Origin of the sequence: Neisseria sp. WLZKY-1, from assembly GCF_046546535.1 — a bacterium.
Classification (GTDB): Bacteria; Pseudomonadota; Gammaproteobacteria; order Burkholderiales; family Neisseriaceae; genus Neisseria.
In genome coordinates this window covers 1-22797 of sequence record NZ_JBKGTW010000002.1, presented here as the reverse complement: position 1 = coordinate 22797, position 22797 = coordinate 1, and the positions used below count along the sequence as shown (strand labels likewise).

The 22797-nt window shown below is 61.9% G+C and carries 23 protein-coding genes; 17 read left to right on the top strand and 6 right to left on the bottom strand.

Features of this window, described 5'->3' with window-relative positions; genetic code table 11:
• The first annotated feature begins 9 nt into the window (after positions 1 to 9).
• The 10 genes from ACLD9W_RS00900 (at position 10) to ACLD9W_RS00855 (ending at position 8958) form a co-directional block, all read left to right on the top strand.
• Complete coding sequence (locus ACLD9W_RS00900; protein ID WP_410840264.1) at positions 10 to 693, top strand: hypothetical protein; 684 nt, start codon at positions 10 to 12, stop codon at positions 691 to 693.
• Positions 694 to 836: 143 nt separating this feature from the next.
• Positions 837 to 1166, top strand: coding sequence for a hypothetical protein (locus ACLD9W_RS00895; protein WP_410840263.1), 330 nt, complete (start codon positions 837 to 839; stop codon positions 1164 to 1166).
• Positions 1167 to 1329: 163 nt separating this feature from the next.
• On the top strand, positions 1330 to 1887 hold the full coding sequence (gene orn / locus ACLD9W_RS00890; RefSeq protein ID WP_410840262.1) for an oligoribonuclease: 558 nt from the start codon (positions 1330 to 1332) through the stop codon (positions 1885 to 1887).
• 273 nt (positions 1888 to 2160) lie between these two features.
• Positions 2161 to 4614, top strand: coding sequence for a heavy metal translocating P-type ATPase (locus ACLD9W_RS00885; RefSeq protein WP_410840261.1), 2454 nt, complete (start codon positions 2161 to 2163; stop codon positions 4612 to 4614).
• 96 nt (positions 4615 to 4710) lie between these two features.
• Positions 4711 to 5142, top strand: a complete 432-nt coding sequence (locus ACLD9W_RS00880) for a nuclear transport factor 2 family protein (protein ID WP_395429007.1) — start codon at positions 4711 to 4713, stop codon at positions 5140 to 5142.
• Positions 5143 to 5234: 92 nt separating this feature from the next.
• Positions 5235 to 5903 (top strand): hypothetical protein, encoded by a 669-nt coding sequence (locus tag ACLD9W_RS00875; RefSeq protein WP_410840260.1) that lies wholly within the window; start codon positions 5235 to 5237, stop codon positions 5901 to 5903.
• A 17-nt stretch (positions 5904 to 5920) separates the two neighbouring features.
• On the top strand, positions 5921 to 6166 hold the full coding sequence (locus ACLD9W_RS00870; RefSeq protein WP_009426752.1) for a GNAT family N-acetyltransferase: 246 nt from the start codon (positions 5921 to 5923) through the stop codon (positions 6164 to 6166).
• 140 nt (positions 6167 to 6306) lie between these two features.
• The gene (locus tag ACLD9W_RS00865; protein ID WP_009426750.1) at positions 6307 to 7545 is read left to right on the top strand and encodes a capsule biosynthesis protein; all 1239 of its coding nucleotides are present in this window, start codon (positions 6307 to 6309) and stop codon (positions 7543 to 7545) included.
• Positions 7546 to 7811: 266 nt separating this feature from the next.
• Complete coding sequence (locus ACLD9W_RS00860; RefSeq protein WP_410840259.1) at positions 7812 to 8027, top strand: hypothetical protein; 216 nt, start codon at positions 7812 to 7814, stop codon at positions 8025 to 8027.
• Positions 8028 to 8127: 100 nt separating this feature from the next.
• Positions 8128 to 8958, top strand: coding sequence for an RnfABCDGE type electron transport complex subunit B (locus ACLD9W_RS00855; RefSeq protein ID WP_410840258.1), 831 nt, complete (start codon positions 8128 to 8130; stop codon positions 8956 to 8958).
• 101 nt (positions 8959 to 9059) lie between these two features.
• Here the strand turns inward: ACLD9W_RS00855 and ACLD9W_RS00850 are convergent, their stop codons facing one another.
• Positions 9060 to 10835, bottom strand: coding sequence for a tetratricopeptide repeat protein (locus ACLD9W_RS00850; protein WP_410840257.1), 1776 nt, complete (start codon positions 10833 to 10835; stop codon positions 9060 to 9062).
• A 104-nt stretch (positions 10836 to 10939) separates the two neighbouring features.
• The gene (locus ACLD9W_RS00845) at positions 10940 to 11365 is read right to left on the bottom strand and encodes a DUF5339 family protein (RefSeq protein ID WP_410840256.1); all 426 of its coding nucleotides are present in this window, start codon (positions 11363 to 11365) and stop codon (positions 10940 to 10942) included.
• A 184-nt stretch (positions 11366 to 11549) separates the two neighbouring features.
• Between ACLD9W_RS00845 and ubiB the strand changes: the two genes are divergently transcribed.
• From ubiB to ACLD9W_RS00825, 4 genes are all read left to right on the top strand, one after another.
• Positions 11550 to 13061 (top strand): ubiquinone biosynthesis regulatory protein kinase UbiB, encoded by a 1512-nt coding sequence (ubiB, locus tag ACLD9W_RS00840; protein WP_410840255.1) that lies wholly within the window; start codon positions 11550 to 11552, stop codon positions 13059 to 13061.
• Positions 13062 to 13119: 58 nt separating this feature from the next.
• A complete protein-coding gene (locus ACLD9W_RS00835; protein WP_410840254.1) occupies positions 13120 to 14613 on the top strand; it encodes a YifB family Mg chelatase-like AAA ATPase in 1494 nt (497 codons plus the stop codon).
• Between the two features lie 161 nt (positions 14614 to 14774).
• Positions 14775 to 15551, top strand: coding sequence for an SPOR domain-containing protein (locus ACLD9W_RS00830; RefSeq protein ID WP_410840253.1), 777 nt, complete (start codon positions 14775 to 14777; stop codon positions 15549 to 15551).
• A gap of 31 nt (positions 15552 to 15582) precedes the next feature.
• Positions 15583 to 16278, top strand: a complete 696-nt coding sequence (locus tag ACLD9W_RS00825) for a thiol:disulfide interchange protein DsbA/DsbL (protein ID WP_410840252.1) — start codon at positions 15583 to 15585, stop codon at positions 16276 to 16278.
• A gap of 272 nt (positions 16279 to 16550) precedes the next feature.
• On the opposite strand, the gene ACLD9W_RS00820 is transcribed toward ACLD9W_RS00825, so the two are convergent.
• From ACLD9W_RS00820 to upp, 3 genes are all read right to left on the bottom strand, one after another.
• Positions 16551 to 17339, bottom strand: a complete 789-nt coding sequence (locus ACLD9W_RS00820) for a hypothetical protein (protein ID WP_410840251.1) — start codon at positions 17337 to 17339, stop codon at positions 16551 to 16553.
• 222 nt (positions 17340 to 17561) lie between these two features.
• Complete coding sequence (locus tag ACLD9W_RS00815; RefSeq protein ID WP_410840250.1) at positions 17562 to 17879, bottom strand: DUF2322 family protein; 318 nt, start codon at positions 17877 to 17879, stop codon at positions 17562 to 17564.
• A 40-nt stretch (positions 17880 to 17919) separates the two neighbouring features.
• Entirely contained in the window at positions 17920 to 18495 is a 576-nt protein-coding gene (upp, locus tag ACLD9W_RS00810) for a uracil phosphoribosyltransferase (RefSeq protein WP_410840357.1), read from the bottom strand.
• Between the two features lie 151 nt (positions 18496 to 18646).
• Between upp and ACLD9W_RS00805 the strand changes: the two genes are divergently transcribed.
• Positions 18647 to 19174 (top strand): GbsR/MarR family transcriptional regulator, encoded by a 528-nt coding sequence (locus ACLD9W_RS00805; RefSeq protein WP_410840249.1) that lies wholly within the window; start codon positions 18647 to 18649, stop codon positions 19172 to 19174.
• A gap of 98 nt (positions 19175 to 19272) precedes the next feature.
• On the top strand, positions 19273 to 21213 hold the full coding sequence (gene mutL, locus ACLD9W_RS00800) for a DNA mismatch repair endonuclease MutL (protein ID WP_410840248.1): 1941 nt from the start codon (positions 19273 to 19275) through the stop codon (positions 21211 to 21213).
• Positions 21214 to 21309: 96 nt separating this feature from the next.
• Here the strand turns inward: mutL and ACLD9W_RS00795 are convergent, their stop codons facing one another.
• Positions 21310 to 21540 (bottom strand): DUF2798 domain-containing protein, encoded by a 231-nt coding sequence (locus tag ACLD9W_RS00795; protein ID WP_410840247.1) that lies wholly within the window; start codon positions 21538 to 21540, stop codon positions 21310 to 21312.
• A gap of 111 nt (positions 21541 to 21651) precedes the next feature.
• On the opposite strand from ACLD9W_RS00795, the gene ACLD9W_RS00790 reads away from it, so the two are divergent.
• A complete protein-coding gene (locus ACLD9W_RS00790; RefSeq protein ID WP_410840246.1) occupies positions 21652 to 22500 on the top strand; it encodes a LysR family transcriptional regulator in 849 nt (282 codons plus the stop codon).
• Positions 22501 to 22797 lie beyond the last annotated feature (297 nt).

Here is a 22797-nt window from a genome sequence, read left to right as displayed (position 1 = left end):
AACACAACCATGGACAGACAACGGCAGCAAGACGAAGAACACCAAGCCTACCTGCTGTGCCGCGGGCAAAACGCCGCGCAGCTTGCCGGCCTGATTGCCGACCCCGCCACCGGCCGTACCCTCCGCTACGCCGCCGCCCGCGCCCTGCAACACCTCCCCTACGCGCAAATCGAAGATACCGTATACCGGCTGCTGGACGGCCAATACGCCAAAACCAGAGCCGCCGCCGTTTTCGTCACCGGCCAAATGCAAACCGCCCTGACACCGGCGCAAACCGGCAAAATCGGCGGCACTCTCGCCGCCATCCTGCAAAGCGGCGAAAAAACCACCGTCAAAGCCGAAAGCCTGATTGCCCTGGCCCATCTGTTCGGAAGGCAGACCCTTGCTCCGTCCGACTACGCCCGCTTTGAAAACACCGTCCGCCCATACTTTGCCGCCCTCGCCGCCGCCCTTATTTTTGCTTTGATCTTTGTCTCCGCCTATCTGCCGAAGCGGCCGTACATCGAAAGTTTCCTGCTCAAACAACTGGCCGCAGGCACGCGCGGCAAGGCATCATGGGCATTGTTCGCCATTGCCGAACGCGGCTACCGCTCCGACGCAATCCGCGCCTGCCTGCACGAAAAACTGTCCGGCCTCGGCAAAAATTCTGATTTCCGCCACGAAATCCTCGACTATCTGGCGCAAAACGGTTAGCAAAACAAGCACTAACCGCGTTTTCAGACGGCCTCCGCCGACAGGCCGTCTGAAAACCCGTTTGGCGTTTTCGACACGGCTGCCGCCAAAACGCCGATTACCGACACAGCCGAAACCGTCCCTCCGAAAAAGGAAAAACCATCGTGAAACCCGCCCTTTCCGTCCTACTGTCCGCCCTCCTCTGCACCGCCTGCGCCACAAGCGGCAGGCCGTCTGAAAACGCCACCATAGAAGTCTACCGCTCCGACGAATCCCGCCAATGCCAAGGCGGCGGTATAGACACACGGCAAATGCGCCGCCTGCTCGAGGGCATCCCCGTATACGCCGAGCGCAAAGACCAAATGCAGGGCGTCGCCTTCCCCGCAGTCTGCGGCGGCGCAACCGGCAGCATCAACGTCTACACCATCCCCGCCGCCGAACGCGGCCGCGCCGAACAACTCGGCTTCACTGCCATGCCGCAGCGGGCGGATTGAAACGGCAGACCGCCCGCCCGCACCCGCCAAACGCAAAAAGGCCGTCTGAAAGCGCAGCTTCAACGCAGTTAAAAGGCTGCCTGAGCCCTTTTCAGACGGCCTCTTGCCCCCGCCTCCGCTATAATGCCGCCCGTTTTTTTTCACTGACCGAAGGCCGTCTGAAATGACCCAAAACGCAAACAACCTCTGCTGGATAGACATGGAAATGACCGGGCTGAACCCGGAAACCGACCGCATCATCGAAGTCGCCGTCATCATCACCGACAGCGATTTGAACGTCTTGGCACAATCCGAAGTCTACGCCGTCCACCAAAGCGACGAAATTCTCGACGCCATGGACGAATGGAACACCGCCACCCACGGCCGCACCGGCCTCACCGAGCGCGTGCGCCAGTCGCACCTCACCGAAGCCGAAGTCGAACAAAAGCTGCTCGGCTTCATCGCCGAGTGGATACCCGAAAAAGCCTCGCCCATGTGCGGCAATTCCGTCCACCAAGACCGCCGCTTCATGCAGAAATACATGCCGCGCCTCGAAGCCTGGTTCCACTACCGCAACCTCGACGTCTCTACCCTCAAAGAGCTGGCCAAACGCTGGCATCCCACCCTTGCCAAAGGCGTGGTCAAACGCGGCTCGCACAAAGCGTTGGACGACATTCTCGAAAGCATCGAAGAAATGCGCTACTACCGCGACCATTTCTTAAAACTGCCGACGCAGGATTGAGGCCGTCTGAAAGCGCAGCTTCAACGCAATAAAAAGGCCGTCTGAAAGCCCTGTTTCATGCTTTCAGACGGCCTTTTGCCGCCTTTTCTTATTACTTTATCATAATTATTTTGGGGGTATGAAACGTAAACGGCGCGCAGTGTAACCCAAACGGGTAAACGACGAAACGGGAGGCCGTCTGCCGCTGAGGCCGTCTGAAAACCCCCCGCGTGCTTTTTCAGACGGCCTCAGCCCGCCCCGCCGCCGCCGCCAAAGCGTGTACAATCCTCCGCCATGAAAAACGAAGCCAACTGTTTCCATTGCGGCGAGCCCGTGCCCGAGGGTCTGCATCTGAACATTGCCTACGAAGGGCAGGAGCATCCCGCCTGCTGCGCGGGCTGCCAGGCCGTGGCGCAAAGCATTATCGACGCGGGTTTGGGCAATTATTACCGCCGGCGCACCGCCGATGCGGAGCAGGCCGCGCTGCCGCCGCCCGATATGCTGGCGCAGCTTAAACTGTACGATCTGCCCGACGTGCAGCGCGATTTCGTTGCCGCCGTATCGGAAAACGGGCGCGAGGCGGTGTTGATGCTCGACGGCGTGACCTGCGCCGCCTGCGTGTGGCTGATCGAGCAGCGGCTGTTGCGGCTGGACGGCGTGTTGTCGGCGGAACTCAATTACAGCACGCTCAAAGCGCGGGTGCGTTGGGACGAGGGGCGCACGAAGCTGTCGGACATCCTGCTGGCGGTGCGGCAGACGGGTTACGCCGCCCTGCCCTACGACGCGCGCAAGTCCGAGGAGGCGGCGCAGAAGTCGCGCAAAAAGGCCATCGTGCGGCTGGCGGTGGCAGGCATGTGCATGATGCAGACGATGATGTTCGCCCTGCCGACCTATCTTTACGACGACATCGAGCCGCAGTTTCTCACCATCCTGCACTGGGGCGGCTTCCTGATGGTGCTGCCCGTGATTTTCTATGCCGCCGTGCCGTTTTACCGAGGCTGCCTGCGCGACATCAAAAACCGCCGCGCGGGCATGGACACGCCGATTGCGCTGTCTGTCTGGCTGGCCTTCGGCGCGGGCGTGTACGCGCTGCTCTCCAACGCCGGACAGGGCATGTATTTCGAAGGGCTGGCGATGCTGGTGTTCCTGCTGTCGCTGGGACGGTTTATGGAACAGAGTGCGCGGCAGAAGGCGGGCGACGCGGCCGAGCGGCTGGTGAAACTCGTGCCCGCCTTCTGCCATGTGCTGCCCGACTATCCCCGCAGCGAGCGCAGCGAAGAAGCGGCGGTGGCGCGGCTGGCGGCGGGCGACGTGCTGCTGGTGAAGGCGGGCGAAGTCATTCCCGCCGACGGCACGGTGCTCTCAGGCGAGAGCGAGGCCGACGAAGCCATGCTCACCGGCGAGAACCTGCCCGTCGCCAAACGCGCGGGCGACAAGGTCACGGCGGGCACGCTCAACGCCGCAAGCCCGCTGATTGTCCGCGCCGACAGCGTCGGCGGCGACACCCGCCTGTCGCACATCGCCCGCCTGCTCGACAAAACCCTGTCGCAAAAACCGCGCCTCGCCCTGTTGGCCGACCGCTACGCCTCACGCTTTGTCGGCGGCATGATTGTGTTCGCCCTGCCCGTGTTCCTTTTCTGGTGGTGGCACGCGGACATCCATCAGGCACTGTGGATTACCGTGTCGCTGCTGGTTATCACCTGCCCCTGCGCCCTGTCACTGGCCACGCCCACCGCGCTGGCCGCCAGCACCGGCAAACTCGCCGCCGAAGGCGTGCTCGTCGCGGGCGGCAGCGCATTGGAAACGCTGGCCGCCGCCACCGACGCCGTGTTCGACAAAACGGGCACGCTCACTGCAGGCCGTCTGAAAATCGAAAAAACCGTCTTGACCGGCAGCCTGAGCGAAGAGCAAGCCCTGCACATCGCCCAAGTGCTCGAAGCGCAGTCGGAACACCCGATCGCCCGCGCCTTTAACGACCTGCCGCTTCCGCAAGACCTCCCCGACCTCGCGCCGCAGGAGCGTGCCAACCGCGTCGGCCACGGCGTCAGCGCCAATCTCACCGTCAACGGCGAACGCGGCCTGTGGGCATTGGGCAAACCCGAATTTGTCGGCGAAACAGCGGGACAGAGGCCGCCTGAAACCGACGATCCCGCCCTGCAAGGCACGCTTATCGCGCTGGGCAGCCGCCACGGCTTCCAAGCCCTGTTCCTGCTGGCCGACCAAAGCAAAGACAGCGTGCCGCAAACCGCCGCCGAGCTGCGCAGCCTCGGCCTGAAACTGCACATCCTCAGCGGCGACCGCCAAGCCGCCGTCGCCGCGCTGGCCGACAGCCTCCACGCCAACGCCTTCCGCGCCGAAGCCGCGCCCGAAGACAAACCCGCCTACGTTAAAACCCTGCAACGGCAGGGCGGCGTGGTGCTGATGGTGGGCGACGGCATCAACGACGCCCCCGTCCTCGCCGCCGCCGACGTTTCCGCCGCCGTGTCGGGCGGTGCTGACGTCACCCGCGCGGGCGCCGACATCGTGCTGCTCAACGACGACATGTCCGTCATCCCCACCGCCGTGCGCCAGGCAAGACGCACCGCCGCCGTTATCCGGCAAAACCTGTGGTGGGCGAGTGTGTACAACCTCATCGCCGTGCCGCTGGCCGCCGCCGGCTTCGTCACCCCCTGGCTCGCCGCCCTAGGCATGAGCCTCAGCTCACTTCTAGTGCTCGCCAACGCCCTGCGGCTTCGTAAGGCCGTCTGAAAGCGGGGCAACGGCCTTTTCAGACGGCCTCTGCCAAGCAACACAAAGGCCGTCTGAAAACCGAAAACACAAGCGCAAACCCGAAAAGGAAAAAACATGAACGACTTCGAACGCATCTACCGCGACTGGCACGAACACGCTAAAAACCGCGACACGGAAAAACTCATCGCCCTCTATGCCGACGACGCCGTTCTCGAAAGCCCGCTCGTTCCCGCCATCATGAACCGCGACAGCGGCATCCTGCGCGGCAAAAGCGAAATCCTCGCCTTCCTCGAAGAAGGCACGCGCCGCCGCCCGAACGAACTCGTGCGCTGGTACCGCGAAGACGGCCGCTTCTTCACCGGCGGCGACACCCTGATTTGGGAATACCCGCACCAAACGCCCGACGGCGGCCAAGTAGATATCCTCGAACTGATGCAGCTTTCAGACGGCCTCATCGCCCGCCACCGCATCTACTGGGGCTGGTTCGGCACACAAATGCTGATTGCCGGCCGCCCCCATCCAAACGCCGGACAAAAGGCCGTCTGAAAGCGAAGCTTCAACGAAGTTAAAACCTTTCAGACGGCCTCCCCGCAAAGTGGGCACAAGCTCAAACCCTTCCCAAACCGCAAGGAATGCACATGAAGAAACGCCTTCTCCTCCTGATTATGCTGTCCGCCGCAGGCAGCGCCTTTGCCCTGCTTCCCCCGCCGCAAAGCGAAATCGCCTGCCCCGTCGGCGGCGAAGAATTTTGGGCGACGATGCACGACAGCGCGCCCGAATACCAAATCTGCCCCGGCAACAAACTGGTGTTCAAAACCGCCAAATACGGCAAATTCACCAAACAAGAGCTGGCGCACTACGAAAAAATCATCAACAGCAAAGCCTACCGCAACCTGCCCGCGCACACCGAAAACGCCCACCGCATAGCCGCCTTTGCCGAACTGTCGGGCGAATACAGCCCCGCCGCCGTCGGTTGGCTCTATTTCCGTGCCGCTAACGGCAAATACCCCGGCGAACCCTACTCCCGTGCCGAACTCAAACGGCTCCACCGCAAAGCCCTGTCCCACCTGAACAAAGCCCTGCGCGAACCGGGCAGCCCCCAAGACAAACAGTCCGCCCGCTACGCCCTAGCCGGTATCTACCGCATCAGCGGCGATTTCACCCGCGCCGAATCGGTATTGCGCACCCTATTGCAGGACAACCTTGACCCGAACGACCGCAAAGATGCCGAATACGTTTTGGAGTCTGTGCGCCTCAAAGACAGCGGCCACATCCTCCCCCGCTTCCACCGCCCGGCCATGCCCTGAAACACAAGGAGAACACCATGAACACAGTCACCCACCAACCCGAACAGCACCGTTTCACCCTCACCATCGACGGCACCGAAGCCGGCCACATCGCCTACCGCGAGCACAACGGCGGCTGGGACGTATACCACACCGAAGTCTCGCCCGATTTCCAAGGGCGCGGGCTGGCAAAAATACTGGTAGACGCGCTGATGGCGCACGCCGCCGGACACAACATCCCACTCACCGCCAGCTGCCCCTACGCCGCCCGCTTTATCGGCTGAGCGGCATTACGCCGCCCTTTGCGGAACAAACGGTTTACAAACTTGAAATACGGTAGCATTAACGCTTAAAATACCGCCCCTTAACAACAGCCGTCGTCGCCAAAACGGCGGCCGCACGCCGCAAACCACATTTTTCCCTCATGAAACCCATCCCGTCGAATCTGGAAAAACTCGCCCGCAAGCGGCGCGTTTTGCTTTTGCAGGGGCCGGTCGGCCCCTTCTTCCGCCGTTTGGCCGACTGGCTGGAAACCCGCGGCGCGCGCGTATTCAAAATCAACTTCAACGGCGGCGACGAAGCCTATTATCCCGCCGCAGAGGGCGTCAGCGCCTACCGCGGCACGCCCGAAGCCTTCGCGGAATTTCTCGCCCCGTTTCTCAAAGAACACAAAATCGACGCCGTCGTCTGCTTCGGCGACAACCGCCTCTACCACGTTATTGCCAAAGAAATTTGCGTGGCGGCGCGCGTGTCCTTCTGGGCGTTTGAGGAAGGCTATTTCCGCCCGCACTTCGTCACCCTCGAAGAAGGCGGCGTCAACGCCCATTCGCCGCTGCCGCGCGAGGGTTCTTTCTTTCTCAAAGCGCAGCGCAAACTCGCCGTACAGCAATACCGCCCGCCCGCCCCCGTGCCCGACGGTTTCCGGCCGCGCGCCAAACGCGCCATGTGGTACTACGCCGCCGCCAACCTCTTCAGCAGCCGCTACCCCGCCTACCGCCACCACCGAGCCTTCGGCCTGCCGCACTACATCGGCCTGTGGCTGCGCTCGGGCATCCGCCGCGCGGGCTACGCACTTTTCGACCACCGCTTTGCCGCCCAAACGGCCAAAGGCCGCTTCGGCCGCTTCTTCATCGTCCCCCTGCAAGTGTTCAACGACAGCCAAGTGCACGTCCACAGCGACTTTGCCTCCGTGCGCGACTTCCTGCTGCACGTTCTCGAATCTTTCGCCGCCCACGCCCCGTCCGACACCACGCTCATCATCAAACACCACCCGATGGACAGGGGCTTCACCGACTACAGCCGCGACATCGCCGCCTTCGCCGCCCGCCATCCCGACCTGAAACGGCGCATTTATTATGTCCACGACGTGCCGCTGCCCGTCTTCCTGCGCCACGGCGCGGGCATGGTCACGCTCAACAGCACCAGCGGCCTCTCCGCCCTCATCCACAACATGCCCGTCAAACTGCTCGGCCGCGCCCACTACGACATCCCCGGCCTCACCTCGCGCCAGCCGCTGGCCGAGTTCTGGCAAAACCCGCAGCCGCCCGACCGCGAACTCTTCACCGCCTACCGCCTGTACCATATCAACGTCACACAGATTAACGGCAGCTTCTACAGCCGCGTCAACCTGCCCGACACCCTGCCCCGCCGCCGCAAAAAATAAGCGCCCGGGTTCTTTGCACGCGGCAGACAGGCGTAACGCCAAACCCGCAGAGGCCGTCTGAAAGCGCAGTTCCGGCGCAGCCGAAACACCGACCGCCCTTTCAGACAGCCTCTTGCCAGCCACGCCCGCGCGGGAAGGCCGGGATGGCACTGTGCCGCTGCGGCGACTTTTGCAAGACATCTGAATGCGGAGCGTGAGTAACAAAATGGAGGCTAAAAATTCCCTACAAGCCTTATCCTATAAGGCTTTAAAGGGGTCCAAAGGCTTTGAATACAAAAAATGCCCTTTTTGCGGCTCAAAACAAATCAAAAAGAACGGCTGCCGAAACGCCAGACAATGCTACAAATGCCACACCTGCGACAGACAACTTAGCGGCAACAAGCGGCTCAATCCCCAAGCGCTATTTTGATTGCCATCATGGTATGCAGGATGGAAATAAGATTATGTTTATTAAAGATTATCTATCAGTTAAAGATGGCTGATAGCCTCCATTTTGTCCTATATGCCGAGCCAAACAAACGCCTTGCAAATCCATCTGTTACAATGCCGCCCTTTTTTTACCGACCAAAACCCGATTCCGCCATGACCGCCGTATCCGCCCGCCAAATCGACCGCCTGCTGCCGCAAACCCAATGCCGCGAATGCGGCTACGACGGCTGCCTGCCCTATGCCGAAGCGCTGGTGGCGGGCGAAGCGGCGGTGAACCTATGCGCGCCGGGCGGCGAAACGGTGATGCTCGACATCGCCCGACTGCTCGGCAAACCGCCACTCGCCCCCACCAAAACGCAAGCCCCCGCGCTGGCCTGGATAGACGAGTCCGCCTGCATCGGCTGCACCGCCTGCATCCGCGCCTGCCCCGTCGACGCCATCATGGGCGCATCCAAACTCATGCACACCGTTATCGCCGAAGAATGCACCGGCTGCGGCCTGTGCGTTGCCCCCTGTCCCGTCGACTGCATCCACATGAGGCCGTCTGAAAACCCGTCTGCCGACACCTTCCTGCCGCAGGCGCGCTCCCTGTCCGACAACGAAACCGACCCGCGCTTTGCCGCCGCCGCCCACGCCCGCGCCCGCTGGCAGAACCGCGAAACACGCAAAGCGCGCGAAGCCGCCGAAAAAGCGGCGCAGCGCAGCGCCCGCGAAACCGCCGCCCGCCGCGCCGCCCAACCCGCCATCAACCCCGCCGACCTCATCGCGCAGGCCATGGCGCGCGCCAACGCGCAACAGGCGCAGCGCAGCACCCCCGCCAACCGCGACCGTTTCAAAGCGCAGCAGTTGCAGGCCGCCCAAGAAAAAGCCGCCCTGCGCCGCTACCGCCGCAACGCGCAATACGGCAGCCCCGAGGAAAAAGCCGCCGCCCTCGAATGGCTGCGGCGGCACAAAGAAACACAGGAACAGGAAAACGAGGCTTGACCACCCGTTCGTCGGATAAGCGAAAGGCCGTCTGAAAACCCCGATTGCGGGTTTTCAGACGGCCTTTTCGCAGCAGTCACGGGGTTGCTTGCCAACACACCCTACTGTTTGCGTTTGGCCTTTTCGATGTCTTGCAGATACGGGTCGGCCTCGCTCCTGCCCTGCTCCAATGCTTTACGCAGCCAGTATTCGGCCTGTTGCCAATCCTTCGGCAGGGTCAGGAAACCGTTTTTGTAGGCCAAGCCCAAAATCAGGCGGCTGTCGGCGTCGCCCGCTTCGGCGGCGTCGCGTAGCAGTTCGGCGGCTCTGGCATCGTCTTTTTCCACACCCTCGCCCGCCACACTCATGGCGGCGAGTTTTTTCTTGGCGCGCACATAGCCGTGCCGCGATGCTTTGTCCAGCCAGTAGGCGGCCTGTTTCGGGTCTTTGGGCAGGATGTTGCCGCGCAGGTACATAAAGCCCAATTCGTGCTGCGCCAGCACGGAGAACGACGTTTCCTGTTCGGCGGCTTTGCGCAGCCATTCGACCGCCTGCGCGTCGTCTTTGGCAACGCCGTCGCCCGCGCGGTAGGCAACGGCAAGGTTGTATTGCGCGTCGGCGCGTCCCTGCTCGGCGGCTTTGCGGTACCACTTGACGGCCTGCGCCATGTCTTTGGGCACGCCTTTGCCCTGGCGGTAGCGCAGCGCCAGATCGTATTGGGCCTGCGCCTGTCCCAGCTGCGCCGCTTTTTCCAGCCAGTAAACGGCTTTGCCGTCGTCTTTTTCGACAACGAATCCGTCGCGGTAGGCGGTGCTGAGCAGCCGCGCGGCGCGGACGTCGCCCTTCTCGGCGGCACGGGTCAGCCATTTGACGGCCTCTTCTTTGTCCTGCTTCACGCCGCTGCCTGTCAGGTAGCGGCCGCCCAGCACGGTTTGCGCCAGAGTGTCTCCCTGTTCCGCAGTCTGTGTCAGCAACTCGATGCCGCGTTTTTCGTCCTTGTCGACGCCCTCGCCCAAAGAATAGCGCACGGACAAAGCCCTCAGCGCGCGGACGTGTCCCTGTGCGGCGGCCTTTTCATACCACTGCGCCGCCTGTTTCTGATCCGGTTTCACGCCTGTGCCCTTCGCGTAAATCACGCCGATGTTGTATTGGGCGGTGGCGTTGTTTTGCGCGGCGGCTTTTTTGTACCATTTGAGCGATTCGGCTAGGTTTTGCGCCACGCCGCGTCCCGCTCCGTACATAAAGCCCAAATTGTTCTGCGCTATTGTGTTGCCCTGTTTGGCGGCTTTTTCATACCAGGCGAAGGCCTGTTTGTCGTCCTGCGCCACACCCTTGCCGTCAAAATAAAGCGTGCCGAGGGCGGACTGCGACAAGGCATCTCCCTGTTCTGCGGCTTTGCGGTACCAAAGGGCGGCCTGCGCCTCATCCCGCTCCACGCCTTTGCCTTCTTCGTAGGCTGCGCCCATATTCCGCTGCGACACGGCATAGCCTTTTTCGGCGGCACGGCGTATCCATTTTGTGCCTTCGGCAAAGTCTTTGGCGAGGCCGCCTCGTCCTTCGTGATACATCACGCCGAGGTTGTTCATGCCGCGAAGGCTGCCGTTTTCGGCGGCTTTTTTGTCCCAAAACAGTGCTTTTTGTTCGTCTTTTTCCACGCCGCGCCCGAGGTAGTAGGCTTTGCCCAGCAGCGCCTGCGCTTCGGCGTCGCCCGCTTCGGCCAGCGGCAGCAGCGCTTTTACGGCTGCGTCGCCGCGTCCGGCGTTAATGTCGGCTTCAGCCTGTTTCAGACGGCCTTCTTCGCTGCCCGCCTTCGTTTGCGGCGGCGGCAGATGTGCGGCGGCAGGCAGGGCGGCAGAGAGGAAAACGGCGGCTATCAGGGCGGATATCGGTTTTTTCATATCGGGTGTTCCTTATCAAGGTGCAAAATTAACAAACGGCCAACCTTAAAAGGCCGTCTGAAAACCGGTTTTCGGTTTTTCAGACGGCCTTTCGTATGCCCGGCTTACTGGGCGGCTTCTTTTGCTTCGGAAGCGGCTTCTTTTGCATCGTCAGCAGCTTCTTTGGCATCTGCTGCGGCTTCTTTGGCATCTTCGGCCGCTTCGGAAGCTGCTTCGGCTTTATCTTCCTCAGTTTGTACGGCTTCGCCTTTCAGGCCTTTCAGGGATTCCTGGCAGTAGGCTTCCTGCTGGTCGGCCGGCAGGTTTTTCATCGCTTCCATGCCTGTTGCAAAAGTTTTTTTCGCATCTTCGCGCTGCGCTTCGGGCAGACCCTGCAACATATCGTTAAACGCTTTTTCATATTGCGCGCAGGCAGATCCGCCCTCGGCGGCAGGCGCCGCGCCGGATGCGGCGTTGTCGGACGAATTGCCGCCGCAGGCAGCCAGGGCGAATGCGGTAATCAGCAAGGTGGGAAGGGAAATTGCTTTCATGCTTGTCTCTCTTTTATGTTTGATTAATGGGAGGACGTATTGTTAAGGCATTTTCCCGCAGCGTCAAGTTTTGTCATATTTTCGCGCTGCGCCGCCCTTTTCAGACGGCCTTTTTGCCGTTTCTCACCCCGCCCCTGCTATGCCTTATAATCGCGCCCTGTTTTTTCCACCGGAAACGCCCGCTATGAAATGGCTCAAACGCAGTAAAACCCTTTGGCAGACCATCCGCCGCTACGGCCTGGCCGATTTGATTGCCCCGCTGGCGCGGGAAGGCTGGCAGCGCCGCCTGCTGCGCCTGCTGCCCAAAGCCGGGTTGGCGCAGGACGAGCCTTTACCGGTGCGCCTGCGGCTGGCTTTGGAGAGCTTGGGGCCGGTGTTCGTCAAATTCGGCCAGGTGCTCTCTACCCGTCCCGACCTGATTCCGCACGCCTACGCGGTGGAGCTCGCCAAATTGCAGGACAAAGTGCCGCCGTTTGATGCCGAACTGTCGCGACGCCAGATTGAAAAGGCTTTGGGCAGGCCGGTGAACGAAATTTACGCCGAATTTGCAACCGTGCCCGTCGCCAGCGCGTCGGTGGCGCAGGTGCACAGGGCGCGGCTTTACAGCGGCGAAGAAGTGGCGGTAAAAGTGCTGCGGCCGGGCATTTTGCCGGTTATCGAACAGGATTTGGCGCTGCTGCGTTTCTGCGCCGGCTGGGCGGAACGGCTCTTTGCCGACGGCAAACGCCTGCGCCCGCGCGAAGTGGTGGACGAGTTCGACAAATACCTGCACGACGAACTCGACCTGATGCGCGAGGCGGCCAACGCCAGCCAGCTCGGGCGCAATTTCAAAGACAGCGCCATGCTTATCGTGCCCAAAGTGTTTTACGACTACTGCGCGCGCGAAGTATTGACCATCGAATGGATGGACGGCACGCCCGTATCCGACATTGCCGCGCTCAAAGCGCAAGGCATCGACTTGCACAAACTCGCCGATTACGGCGTGGAAATCTTCTTCACCCAAGTGTTCCGCGACGGCTTTTTCCATGCCGACATGCACCCAGGCAATATTCTTGTGGCCGCCGACAACCGCTATATCGCGCTGGATTTCGGCATCGTCGGCACGCTTACCGACTACGACAAACGCTATCTGGCCATCAACTTTCTCGCCTTTTTCAACCGTGACTACCACCGCGTCGCCACCGCCCACATCGAATCGGGCTGGGTGCCGCCCGAAACCCGCGCCGAAGAGCTCGAAGCGGCCGTGCGCTCGGTGTGCGAACCGATTTTCAACAAACCCATTTCGCAAATCTCATTCGGCCTCGTGCTGATGCGCCTGTTTGAAGTCAGCCGCCGCTTCCACGTCGAAATCCAGCCGCAGCTTGTCTTGCTGCAAAAAACCCTGCTCAATATCGAAGGACTCGGCCGCCAACTCGACCCCGATTTGGATTTGTGGAAAACCGCCAAACCCTTCCTCAGCAAATGGATGAACGAACAAATCGGCCCCAAAGCCCTGTGGCGCAACCTGAAAAACGAAGCCCCCGACTGGGCGCAAATCCTGCCCGCCCTGCCGCGCAAAGTCGCCGCGCTGGTGGACGAAAACCGCCAAAAAGAAATGCGCGACGCCTACCTGCATCTGGTGAAAATCCAACACCGCCAAAGCCTATGGCTCGCCGCCATCGCTATTGCGCTGCTGCTGATGCTGCTGTTCAAATAAACGCAGGCCGTCTGAAAGCATTCAGACGGCCTCCTGCCGACATTAAAAAGGAAAGCGCATGACATTTGCCGTCGTCCACAGCCGCGCCCTCGAAGGTATGAACGCCCCGCCCGTGGAAGTGGAAACCCATCTGGCCAACGGCCTGCCGCAATTCAACATCGTCGGCCTGCCCGACACCGAAGTGAAGGAAAGCCGCGACCGCGTGCGCGCCGCCCTTATCCAAAGCGGCTTCGAGTTTCCCGCCAAAAAAATCACCGTCAACCTCGCCCCCGCCGACCTGCCCAAAGAATCCGGCCGCTTCGACCTGCCCATCGCCCTCGGCATCCTCGCCGCCTCCGGCCAGATTTCCGCCGAAAAACTGCCCGCCTACGAATTTGCCGGCGAACTCGCCCTCTCAGGCCTGCTGCGGCCGATACGCGGCGGACTGGCCATGGCCTGGCAGGCCAAACAGGCGCGCCGCGCCTTCGTCATGCCGTCTGAAAACGCCGCCCAGGCCGCCGTGATGCAGGGCGTGGAAGCCTACGGCGCCGACAGCCTCGCCGCCGTTGCCGCCCACCTCAACGGCATCGAACCCCTGCCCCGCGCCGAAACGCCGCCGCAGAGGCCGTCTGAAAACGAAAACCTGCCCGACCTGCGCGACGTCAAAGGCCAGCACACCGCCCGCCTCGCCCTCGAAATCGCCGCCGCAGGCGGACACAGCCTGCTGATGATGGGCCCGCCCGGCACCGGCAAATCCATGCTCGCCCAACGCCTGCCCTCCATCCTGCCGCCGCTCACCGACGACGAACTGATAGAAGTGTGGACGGTGCAGTCCCTGCTGCCGCACCACACGCAAACCCCCGGCCGCAGCCGTCCCTACAAAAGCCCGCACCACTCCGCCAGCGCCGTCGCCCTCGTCGGCGGCGGCTCAGACCCCCGCCCCGGCGAAATCTCGCTGGCGCACAAAGGCGTGCTGTTTCTCGACGAATTGCCCGAGTTCGACCGCAAAGTGCTCGAAGCCCTGCGCGAACCCCTCGAAAGCGGCGAAATCCACATCTCCCGCGCCGCCCGCCAGGCCGTCTTTCCCGCCGACTTCCAACTTATCGCCGCCATGAACCCCTGCCCCTGCGGCTACCACGGCCACCCGTCCAAACCCTGCCGCTGCACGCCCGACGCCGTGCGCCGCTACCGCGACAAAATCTCCGGCCCCCTTATCGACCGCATCGACCTCGTTATCGAAGTACCCGCCCTGCCCGCCGCCGAACTCGTCAGTGCCAAAGCGGGCGAACCCAGCGCGGCCGTTTTAGAACGCGTCCTCGCCGCCCGCGAACAGCAGACAAAGCGGCAGGGCAAACTCAACAATGCCCTATCCCCCACCGAAATCGACGAAGCCGCCGACATCTCCGCCGAAGCCAAAGAAACCCTGGGCGCGCTGCTGGAAAAACTCTCCCTCTCCGCCCGCAGCTTCCACCGCATCCTGCGCACCGCCCGCACCATCGCCGACCTCGCGGGCGACACCGAAGTGGCGCGCGGCCACGTCCTGCGCGCCGCCGGCTTCCGCCGCTCCATGTAAACGGCGGTGGAAGGCCGTCTGAAAGCGCGGCTTCACCGAAGACAAAACAAGCGCAACAGGCCGTCTGAATATTTGCTAGAATACGCCGCCTTTTCCCGGCAAACAGGCCGCCGCCCCTTTTCAGACGGCCTCTCCCACATCAATAAAGGTAGTTGCAATCAATGAAAACAGAGAAACCCTACGGTAAAGGCTTTACCGGCTTCATCATCGGCCTGCTGCTGGCCACCGTCATCATCGGCAGCTTGGTTTACATACTCGAAACCAGCCGCAAACGCGATTTCAAAGACCCCGTGGTGGAAAAAGAACTCCCCCCGCCCGAAATCCTCACACCGAAAAAACCGGCCGAACCCGCGCCGCCGCCCCAACCCGAACACCAACCCGCTTCCGAACCGCAGAACATCAGCACGGGCGAACCCAAAGAAACCCCGTCTTCCGAACCCAAAGCCCAAGACGACAACGAACCCTCCGACATTATCGGCATCCCCGACGCACTGCCGCCGCACAAAACCGAAGCCGACAAAGAAAAGCCCAAAGCCGAACGCAAAAAAACCGACAAACCGCAGGCCAAGCCCACGCCCGAGCAGATTCTCAACGGCAAAGCAGGCCGAGACCAGGCCAAAACCGACCGCGAAGCCGAACGCAAAAAAGCGCAAGACGCCCTGAGCGGCCGCACTGGCAAAACCGAAACGCCAAGCAGCGCCGGCGGCAAAAGCCGCATCATCGTACAGGCAGGCTCCTACGGCAGCCGCGACAAAGCCGAAGTGCAGCGCGCCAAACTCGCCGCAGTCGGCGTCGACGCCCACATCGCCGAAGCCACGGTTCAAGGCAAAACCATGTACCGCGTGCAAACCGCCCCCCTTGCCGCCGATGCCGCCGCACTCACCCGCCAAACCCTGCAACAGAAAGGCATAGACAGCTTCGCCCGTCCCGCCCGCTAACCCTCCACCGACACACAAGGAAACCGACATCATGAAACTGCAACACACCCTCCTCGCCGCCGCCCTCAGCCTCGGCCTGGCCGCCGCCCACGCCGAAATCAAGGAAGGCACCGACTACGCCGTCTTGGCCAAACCCCTGCCGCAGCAACAGAAAGACAAAATCGAAGTGGCCGAATTCTTCGGCTACTTCTGCGTCCACTGCTTCCACCTCGAACCCGTTTTGCAGAAACACAGCAAAAAATGGAGCAGCGACACCTACATCCGCCCCATCCACGTCGTTTGGCAGCCAGAAATGGAAGGCATGGCGCGCATCGCCGCCGCCGTCAACAGCAGCGGCATGAAATACCAAGCCAACCTGCCCGTGTTCAAAGCCATCTACGAGCAGCGGCTCAACCTGTCCGACCCCGCCACCTTCAAACAATGGGCGGCCGCGCAAACATCCTTCGACGGCGCCAAACTTACCGCCGCCTACGACTCCTTCGGCAACCAGGCGCAAGCCAAACAAATGGCCGAGCTGACCGAACAAATGGGCATCAACGGCACGCCCACCTTCATCGTCGGCGGCAAATACCGCGTTATCTTCACCGGCACCGACTGGGACGTCTCGATGAAAAAAGTGGAAGAAATCATCGACAAAGTCCGCCAAGAACGCGGCATGAAAGCCCCCGCCCCGCAGGCCGCCGCCCGCAGCAAAGGCGCGGCGCTGGCCAAAGCGGCCAACAAATAAAGCCGCCGCCCGCAGCAAAGAGGCCGTCTGAAAACCCGTTTGCGGTTTTCAGACGGCCTTTTGCATGGCATGAAGGGACACCGCTTTCAGACGGGCGGCAGTTTCAGCCAACTGCCAAACAACCCGCTCCTCTTTTTCCCACAGCGCCGTTAAGGCCGTCTGAAACCCTCGGCCGACAGAGTTCCCTATCACGCTTGCCGAAAGTGCTGTGTTGTACAGGGCGGAGACATAAGTCGCTGAGGAAACTGTGCAGGGCGGCAAGTTTGGCGGTTTCAGACGGCCTTTGACGCTTTCAGGCTGCTTTCGAGAGCATCGTAGCAGCATTCCCACAGCGGCACTTCGTCAGCGGAAACGTTTCCTGCCAGCAGCGCGGTTTCAAGGGCGGCGTGGAAAGCGGTGCGGGTGGCGGGGTTTTCAAACCATTGCGCAAAGGCTTGGTTGAAAACGGCGGGGTCTTGGCGGCGGCCGGCGGGCAGGTAGAAATCCTGCCGCCATTTTTTGCTGCCGACGGGCAGCGCCGTCCACGTTTCGACAAAGTCGGCCAGCGCGGGCAGGCGGTCGGCGTGCTGCGTCCAGATGTCGAGCAGTTCGGCGGTGATGTCCAAATCGGCGTAGTGGAACATGACGAGTGCGGCGGCGGGGTTGCCGTAGTCGGGTGCGGCGGTGAGTTGTCGCACAAACCAGGCGCGGGCGAAGCGGTGCATAAAGTCCAGCTCGGCAGCCGACCACACTTCGGACAGATCGCAGCGGAGTTTGTCGAGCTGCATTTCTTCCAAGCTGCGGATGTCTTCACCGCGCACGATGGCTTCGAGAATGCGTGGCAGAAAGTGTTTCATGTCGCGAGCAGTAGCAGCTTCGTCGTCCAATGGGACGCTGCCGAGGTAGGCCTGCAGATAGTCTTCGGGAATGTCGCGCAGGGGAAAGCGTAGCAGTTCGCGCTGGAAGTCTGCGGGCGAGCAGCATTCGCAGGTGCAAATCGCCAGCGGGAAACCGGCGCGGCAGGGGGCGAACAGGCGGTAGGCTTCTTCGATTAGGGTGGTGAGTTGGTCAACGGCGGGCATGGCGGGCTTTCGGGTGTTTTGGGTTGGGGCTTAGGCTGCTTGTGCGGTTTGGCAGGCAGCCTGAAATGTATCGGCTACTGCATTCCCTCTCCCGCTTGCGGGGTGTACAGAGCGGGAGAGGGGACAACGTAGCGTATGCGCCACACGACACACGTAATTTAAGGCCGTCTGAAACCCAAATCCGGGGCTTTCAGACGGCCTTTTTGCTTCGGCAAACCGCGTTTACCGCGCCAGCGCTTCGAGGCGCAAATCCAAGTTTTCCGCCCGCACTTTAAACAGCAGGTCGATATTCGGGTGCTTGCCGGGGTTGGCTTGGGCGTCGGCGGTGTGTTCGGCGAACAACTCCAGCCCGCGCGCGGCGGCTGCGCCGTTCAGGCGGCCGGAAAATTCCTGCGCCAGCGCGTTGTAGAGTTTGAGCGAACCGAGCTTGCCGGGGGCGGCGGGAATGTGGTGAAGGATGTTGCCTGCCGCGTCGAGGACGTTCAGACCCGAAAGGCGGGCGATGTCGGGCATGGCGGCGAGATTGTCTTGAAAACTCATGGGGTTTCCTTTTTTGCATCGGGTTGGGAAAACGGAATGCTTATTTCGTACCGAAAATCTTGTCGCCCGCGTCGCCCAGGCCGGGGATGATGTAGCCGTTTTCGTTGAGGTGGCTGTCGAGGGCGGCGGTGTAGATGGTGACGTCGGGGTGGGCGTCGTTCACCAGTTTCACGCCTTCAGGCGCGGCGACGAGGACGAGGGCTTTGATGTTGGTGCAGCCTTTGCTTTTGAGCAGGTCGATGGTCGCCACCATCGAGCCCCCGGTGGCCAGCATGGGGTCGATAATCAGCGCGGGTCGCTCGTTCATTTTGCTGACGAATTTTTCAAAATAGGACACGGGTTTGAGCGTTTCTTCGTCGCGCTGCAGGCCGACGACGCTGATTTTGGCGGTGGGAATCAAGTCGAGCACGCCGTCGAGCATACCCAAACCGGCGCGCAGGATGGGCACGACGGTGATCGTTTTGCCCTTGATGCGCTCGCCTTCGATTTCGCCGCACCAGCCTTGCAGGGTGTAGGTTTCGGTGGCGAAATCGCGGCTGGCTTCGTAGGCGAGCAGGCGCGCCAGCTCGTTGGTGAGCGTGCGGAATTTGTAGGTGCTGCAATCGGCCTCGCGCATCAGCGTGAGTTTGTGGCGGACGAGGGGGTGGTCGATGATACGGATGTTCACGGTCGGGACTCCAAATAGGGTTGGCAAAACGGCGCGGATTATAGGGCAGCGGGCAATTTCTGTCTTGACGGAAATTTGCAAAAATCCAATAATGCGCGCCATGAAACTGAATCCAACCACGCAGAAATTCGTGCTCCACTGGGGCGAAATGGGCTCCAAATGGGGCGTCAACCGTACCGTGGCGCAAATCCACGCGCTGCTCTACATCATCGGTCGGCCGATGAACGCCGAAGAAATCAGCGAAACCCTCACCGTCGCCCGCTCCAACGTCAGCAACAGCATCAAAGAGCTGCAAAGCCTGAAACTGGTGCAGACCGTCCACCAGCTCGGCGACCGCCGCGACTATTTCACCACTTCCGACGACGTGTGGGTGCTGGTGAAAACCATCGTCGAGCAGCGCCAGCAGCGCGAAATCGAACCCACCCTGCACTTTCTCAACGAGCTGATATCCACACCCGAATTCGCGCAGGAAAACGAGCAGGTGCAAAAACGCATCCGCGACACGCAGGAATTTATGGACATCGCCACCGGCTGGACGCGCGAGATGATCAAACTTCCCGCCGGCACGCTGGCGCAGGTGCTCAAACTCGGCGCGAAAATCCAGCGTTTTCTCGGCCGCAAAGACTGACGCAAAACCGAAAGAACAGGCCGTTCCCGCCTACGTGGGAACGGCCTCATCGCCCTTTGCCTTATAATGCCGCCTTTTCCCACCGAACGAGCCCCGCCATGTCCCGCATAGCCGCCCTGCCCGACCACCTCGTCAACCAGATTGCCGCCGGTGAAGTGGTCGAACGTCCCGCCGCCGCCCTGAAAGAAATCATCGAAAACAGCCTCGACGCGGGCGCGACGGCCATCGAAGCGGAGGCCGGTGCGGGCGGCGTGAAGCTGCTGCGCGTCACCGACAACGGCGCGGGCATCCACCCCGACGACCTGCCGCTTGCCCTGTCGCGCCACGCCACCAGCAAAATCGCCAGCCTCGGCGATCTGCAACACGTTGCCAGCATGGGTTTTCGCGGCGAAGGGCTGGCCAGCATCGCCTCCGTCAGCCGCCTCACCCTCACCAGCCGCCAGAGCGGCCAAAGCCACGCCTGTCAGATCCGCGCCGAAGACGGTGCACTCTCCGCCGTTACCGCCGCCGCCCACCCCGAGGGCACCACGGTGGAAGCGGCCGACCTCTTCTTCAACACCCCCGCCCGCCGCAAATTCCTCAAATCCGACGCCACCGAAAACGCCCACTGCGCCGCCGTTGTCGAACGCCTCGCCCTCGCCAACCCCGCCGTCGCCTTCACCTTCAAACGCGACGGCAAAACCCTGTTCTCCTACCCGCCGCAAAGCCTCGAAGAGCGCATCGCCGCCGTGCTCGGCGCCGATTTTCAGACGGCCTCCCTGCCCGTATCCGCCGCCGCAGGCGGCATGAGCCTGCGCGGCCTGATTGCCAAACCCACCTTCGCCAAAGGCAAAAGCGCGCAGCAATACTGCTTCGTCAACCGCCGCTTCGTGCGCGACAAAGTCATGCTGCACGCCGTCAAACAGGCCTACCGCGACGTGCTGCACCACGCCCTCACCCCCGCCTTCGTCCTCTTTCTCGAATTGCCGCCCGAAGCCGTCGACGTCAACGTCCACCCCGCCAAAACCGAAATCCGCTTCCGCGACAGCGCCGCCGTCCACCAATTCATTTTCCACAGCCTCGACAAAGTGCTGGCCGATACCCGCGCCGACCGCACCGAAAGCGTCGGCAACGCCGGCGCCGTGCTGCACCAAATCATGGGCGTCTCCGACAGGCCGTCTGAAACCACGTCTGAAAACCCGTCCGCCGCTGTTTCAGACGGCCTCCACACCCCGCCCGCGCCTTCCGGCAAAAGCGCGCCCGCCGCCTACACCCCCGCCGCCCGCGTGCCGCAGCAGCGCAGCCTCAGCCTCAACGAAAGCCGCCGCGCCCTCGACACCTACGCCGAACTCTACCGCAAGAGCCCGCAAGACGACCGCGAACTGGCCGAACTCGAACAGCAGCGCTTCGGCAGGCCGTCTGAAACCCCCGCGCCGCCCGCGCCTGCCGACAGCGTTTCAGACGGCCTCCCCGAACACCCACTCGGCTTCGCTATTGCCCAGCTGCTCGACATTTACATCCTCGCCCAAGCCACCGACAGCCTGCTGCTGATAGACATGCACGCCGCCGCCGAGCGCGTGAATTACGAAAAGATGAAACGCCAGCGCGACGCGCAAGGCCGTCTGAACAGCCAGCCGCTGCTCATCCCCGTTTCCTTTGCCGCCACCCGCGAAGAAACCGCCGCCCTCGCCGACCACGGCGACGACTTGCGCGCCTTCGGCCTCGACCTCTCCGCCATCGGCGAAAACCGCATCGCCGTGCGCGCCGTGCCGCAAATGCTCGGCAAATCCGACATCGAAAGCCTCGCCCGCGACATGCTGCGCGAGTTCGCCCAAGTCGGCGCCTCGCAGGCCGTCGAAGTCTGCGAAAACCGCATTCTCGCCACCATGTCCTGCCACGGCTCTGTCCGCGCCGGCCGCCGCCTCACCCTGCCCGAGATGAACGCCCTGCTGCGCGACATGGAAAACACCCCGCGCAGCAACCAGTGCAACCACGGCCGCCCCACTTGGGTGAAACTGACGCTGAAAGACCTCGACGCTCTGTTTCTGCGCGGACAATGAAGCCGCGCCCGCTTTGATGGGAATGACGTTTCCGCAAGCCGTTAAAAGGCCGTCTGAAACCGTAAAACGGGTTTTCAGACGGCCTTTCATACCGTCCTACTCCGCCACACTCGCCGCCACCAGCTTCACCACCAGCGGCCGCACCGCCAGCAAGCTGGCGAAGGCGACCGGCCAGGTAATTAGATAGGCTTTGGCGAGGCGCAGCGCATAGCCCGCGTCCAGACCGGTGTTCAGCGCGACCAGCACGCCGCTGACGATTAGCACCATGATTGCCGAGGCGTAAAAGGAAAAGAGCACGCCCGCGTATTTCTTTGGCAGTTTTTTCATGATTGGTTCCTGTGTATCGGGGAACGGCAGTTTAGTTTGTGCGCAGGGCGCTTAAAATACGAAAAATCGCCGACCGCCGACGATTCACGCACAAACAACGAAAGTATCGCCATGACCGACTGGGACGACTTGCACCACTTTGCCGTACTCGTAGAAAAACAAACCCTGACCGCTGCTGCCGAAGCGCTTGGCGTGCAGCACAGCACCGTCTCGCGTCGCATCGCGCGGTTGGAAGCGACGCTTGGCCTGCGCCTGTTTGACCGCATTGGCCGCCGTTACCTGTTAAGCGAAGACGGCGCGCGCATTTACGCGCAGGCGCAGGACATCGCCGTCGGCATGAACACCCTGCTGCGCACCGCGCGCGAGCAGCGCGAGGAAATGGCGGAAGTCGTCATTTCCGCGCCACCGCTGGTCGCCAAGGGGCTGCTGATGCCGCACTTTGCCGCCTTCGCCCGCCGCCATGCCAACATCCGTCTTGTCTTGCAAAGCGACGCACAAATCAGCAACCTGCACGCGCGCCAGGCGGATATTGCGCTGCGCATCGTCCGCCCGACGCAAAACGACCTAGTCGTCCGTCGCCTGCGCCCCATCCGTTACCGCTTCTACGCCCGCGCCGCCTACCTGAAAAACCGCCCGCGCGACGAGCAGGCCTTTCTCTGCCTGAACATCGCCGGTGCGCATGGCTTGTGGCAGGCAGAACAACTCGCCGGGCGCAAAATCATCCTCGCCTGCAACGATTTCGACCTCATCAAGGCGGGCATCTCCGCCGAAACCGGCATCGGCCTCTTGCCCGATTTCTACGTCCGCGCAGAAGACGGCTTTGTGCAGGTTGGGCTGTATGACGCGGCGACAAAGGAAGAGTTTGCCGCCGATATCTATCTGGTGATGCACGAAGACCTGCGCCGCTCGGCAAAAATCCGCGCGGTGGCGGATTTTTTGGGCGAAGTGTTGGCGGAATAAAGCTGTCTGAAACCTATTCCTTCCCACCTGCAGGAGGTCTGGGGGCTTGAGGTTTGAACGGCATTTATACGGCGGACAAGCGCTTCTGCGAACCGCCACCCCCTCCCCAACCCTCCCCCGCGCAAGCTGTACAGACCGGACACATAGGTAACACCTGTGCGGGGACATGGGTAACAGTTTTTCGGGCAGTTTAACAGAAGTCGTTCAGGTCAATCCGGCCGAGGCGGTAGAAGCAGAAATAGACTTCGTACACACCGTCTTCGCTTGGTACCGGACGGCAGGCTACGGTTTGTCCGA

Bases quoted from the DNA above. Each gene is read 5' to 3' on its own strand.
- ACLD9W_RS00900 (WP_410840264.1), top strand. From the start codon at position 10: ATGGACAGACAACGGCAGCAAGACGAAGAACACCAAGCCTACCTGCTG.
- orn (WP_410840262.1), top strand. From the start codon at position 1,330: ATGACCCAAAACGCAAACAACCTCTGCTGGATAGACATGGAAATGACC.
- ACLD9W_RS00885 (WP_410840261.1), top strand. From the start codon at position 2,161: ATGAAAAACGAAGCCAACTGTTTCCATTGCGGCGAGCCCGTGCCCGAG.
- ACLD9W_RS00880 (WP_395429007.1), top strand. From the start codon at position 4,711: ATGAACGACTTCGAACGCATCTACCGCGACTGGCACGAACACGCTAAA.
- ACLD9W_RS00875 (WP_410840260.1), top strand. From the start codon at position 5,235: ATGAAGAAACGCCTTCTCCTCCTGATTATGCTGTCCGCCGCAGGCAGC.
- ACLD9W_RS00870 (WP_009426752.1), top strand. From the start codon at position 5,921: ATGAACACAGTCACCCACCAACCCGAACAGCACCGTTTCACCCTCACC.
- ACLD9W_RS00865 (WP_009426750.1), top strand. From the start codon at position 6,307: ATGAAACCCATCCCGTCGAATCTGGAAAAACTCGCCCGCAAGCGGCGC.
- ACLD9W_RS00855 (WP_410840258.1), top strand. From the start codon at position 8,128: ATGACCGCCGTATCCGCCCGCCAAATCGACCGCCTGCTGCCGCAAACC.
- ACLD9W_RS00850 (WP_410840257.1), bottom strand. From the start codon at position 10,835: ATGAAAAAACCGATATCCGCCCTGATAGCCGCCGTTTTCCTCTCTGCC.
- ACLD9W_RS00845 (WP_410840256.1), bottom strand. From the start codon at position 11,365: ATGAAAGCAATTTCCCTTCCCACCTTGCTGATTACCGCATTCGCCCTG.
- ubiB (WP_410840255.1), top strand. From the start codon at position 11,550: ATGAAATGGCTCAAACGCAGTAAAACCCTTTGGCAGACCATCCGCCGC.
- ACLD9W_RS00835 (WP_410840254.1), top strand. From the start codon at position 13,120: ATGACATTTGCCGTCGTCCACAGCCGCGCCCTCGAAGGTATGAACGCC.
- ACLD9W_RS00830 (WP_410840253.1), top strand. From the start codon at position 14,775: ATGAAAACAGAGAAACCCTACGGTAAAGGCTTTACCGGCTTCATCATC.
- ACLD9W_RS00825 (WP_410840252.1), top strand. From the start codon at position 15,583: ATGAAACTGCAACACACCCTCCTCGCCGCCGCCCTCAGCCTCGGCCTG.
- ACLD9W_RS00820 (WP_410840251.1), bottom strand. From the start codon at position 17,339: ATGCCCGCCGTTGACCAACTCACCACCCTAATCGAAGAAGCCTACCGC.
- ACLD9W_RS00815 (WP_410840250.1), bottom strand. From the start codon at position 17,879: ATGAGTTTTCAAGACAATCTCGCCGCCATGCCCGACATCGCCCGCCTT.
- upp (WP_410840357.1), bottom strand. From the start codon at position 18,495: ATGCGCGAGGCCGATTGCAGCACCTACAAATTCCGCACGCTCACCAAC.
- ACLD9W_RS00805 (WP_410840249.1), top strand. From the start codon at position 18,647: ATGAAACTGAATCCAACCACGCAGAAATTCGTGCTCCACTGGGGCGAA.
- mutL (WP_410840248.1), top strand. From the start codon at position 19,273: ATGTCCCGCATAGCCGCCCTGCCCGACCACCTCGTCAACCAGATTGCC.
- ACLD9W_RS00795 (WP_410840247.1), bottom strand. From the start codon at position 21,540: ATGAAAAAACTGCCAAAGAAATACGCGGGCGTGCTCTTTTCCTTTTAC.
- ACLD9W_RS00790 (WP_410840246.1), top strand. From the start codon at position 21,652: ATGACCGACTGGGACGACTTGCACCACTTTGCCGTACTCGTAGAAAAA.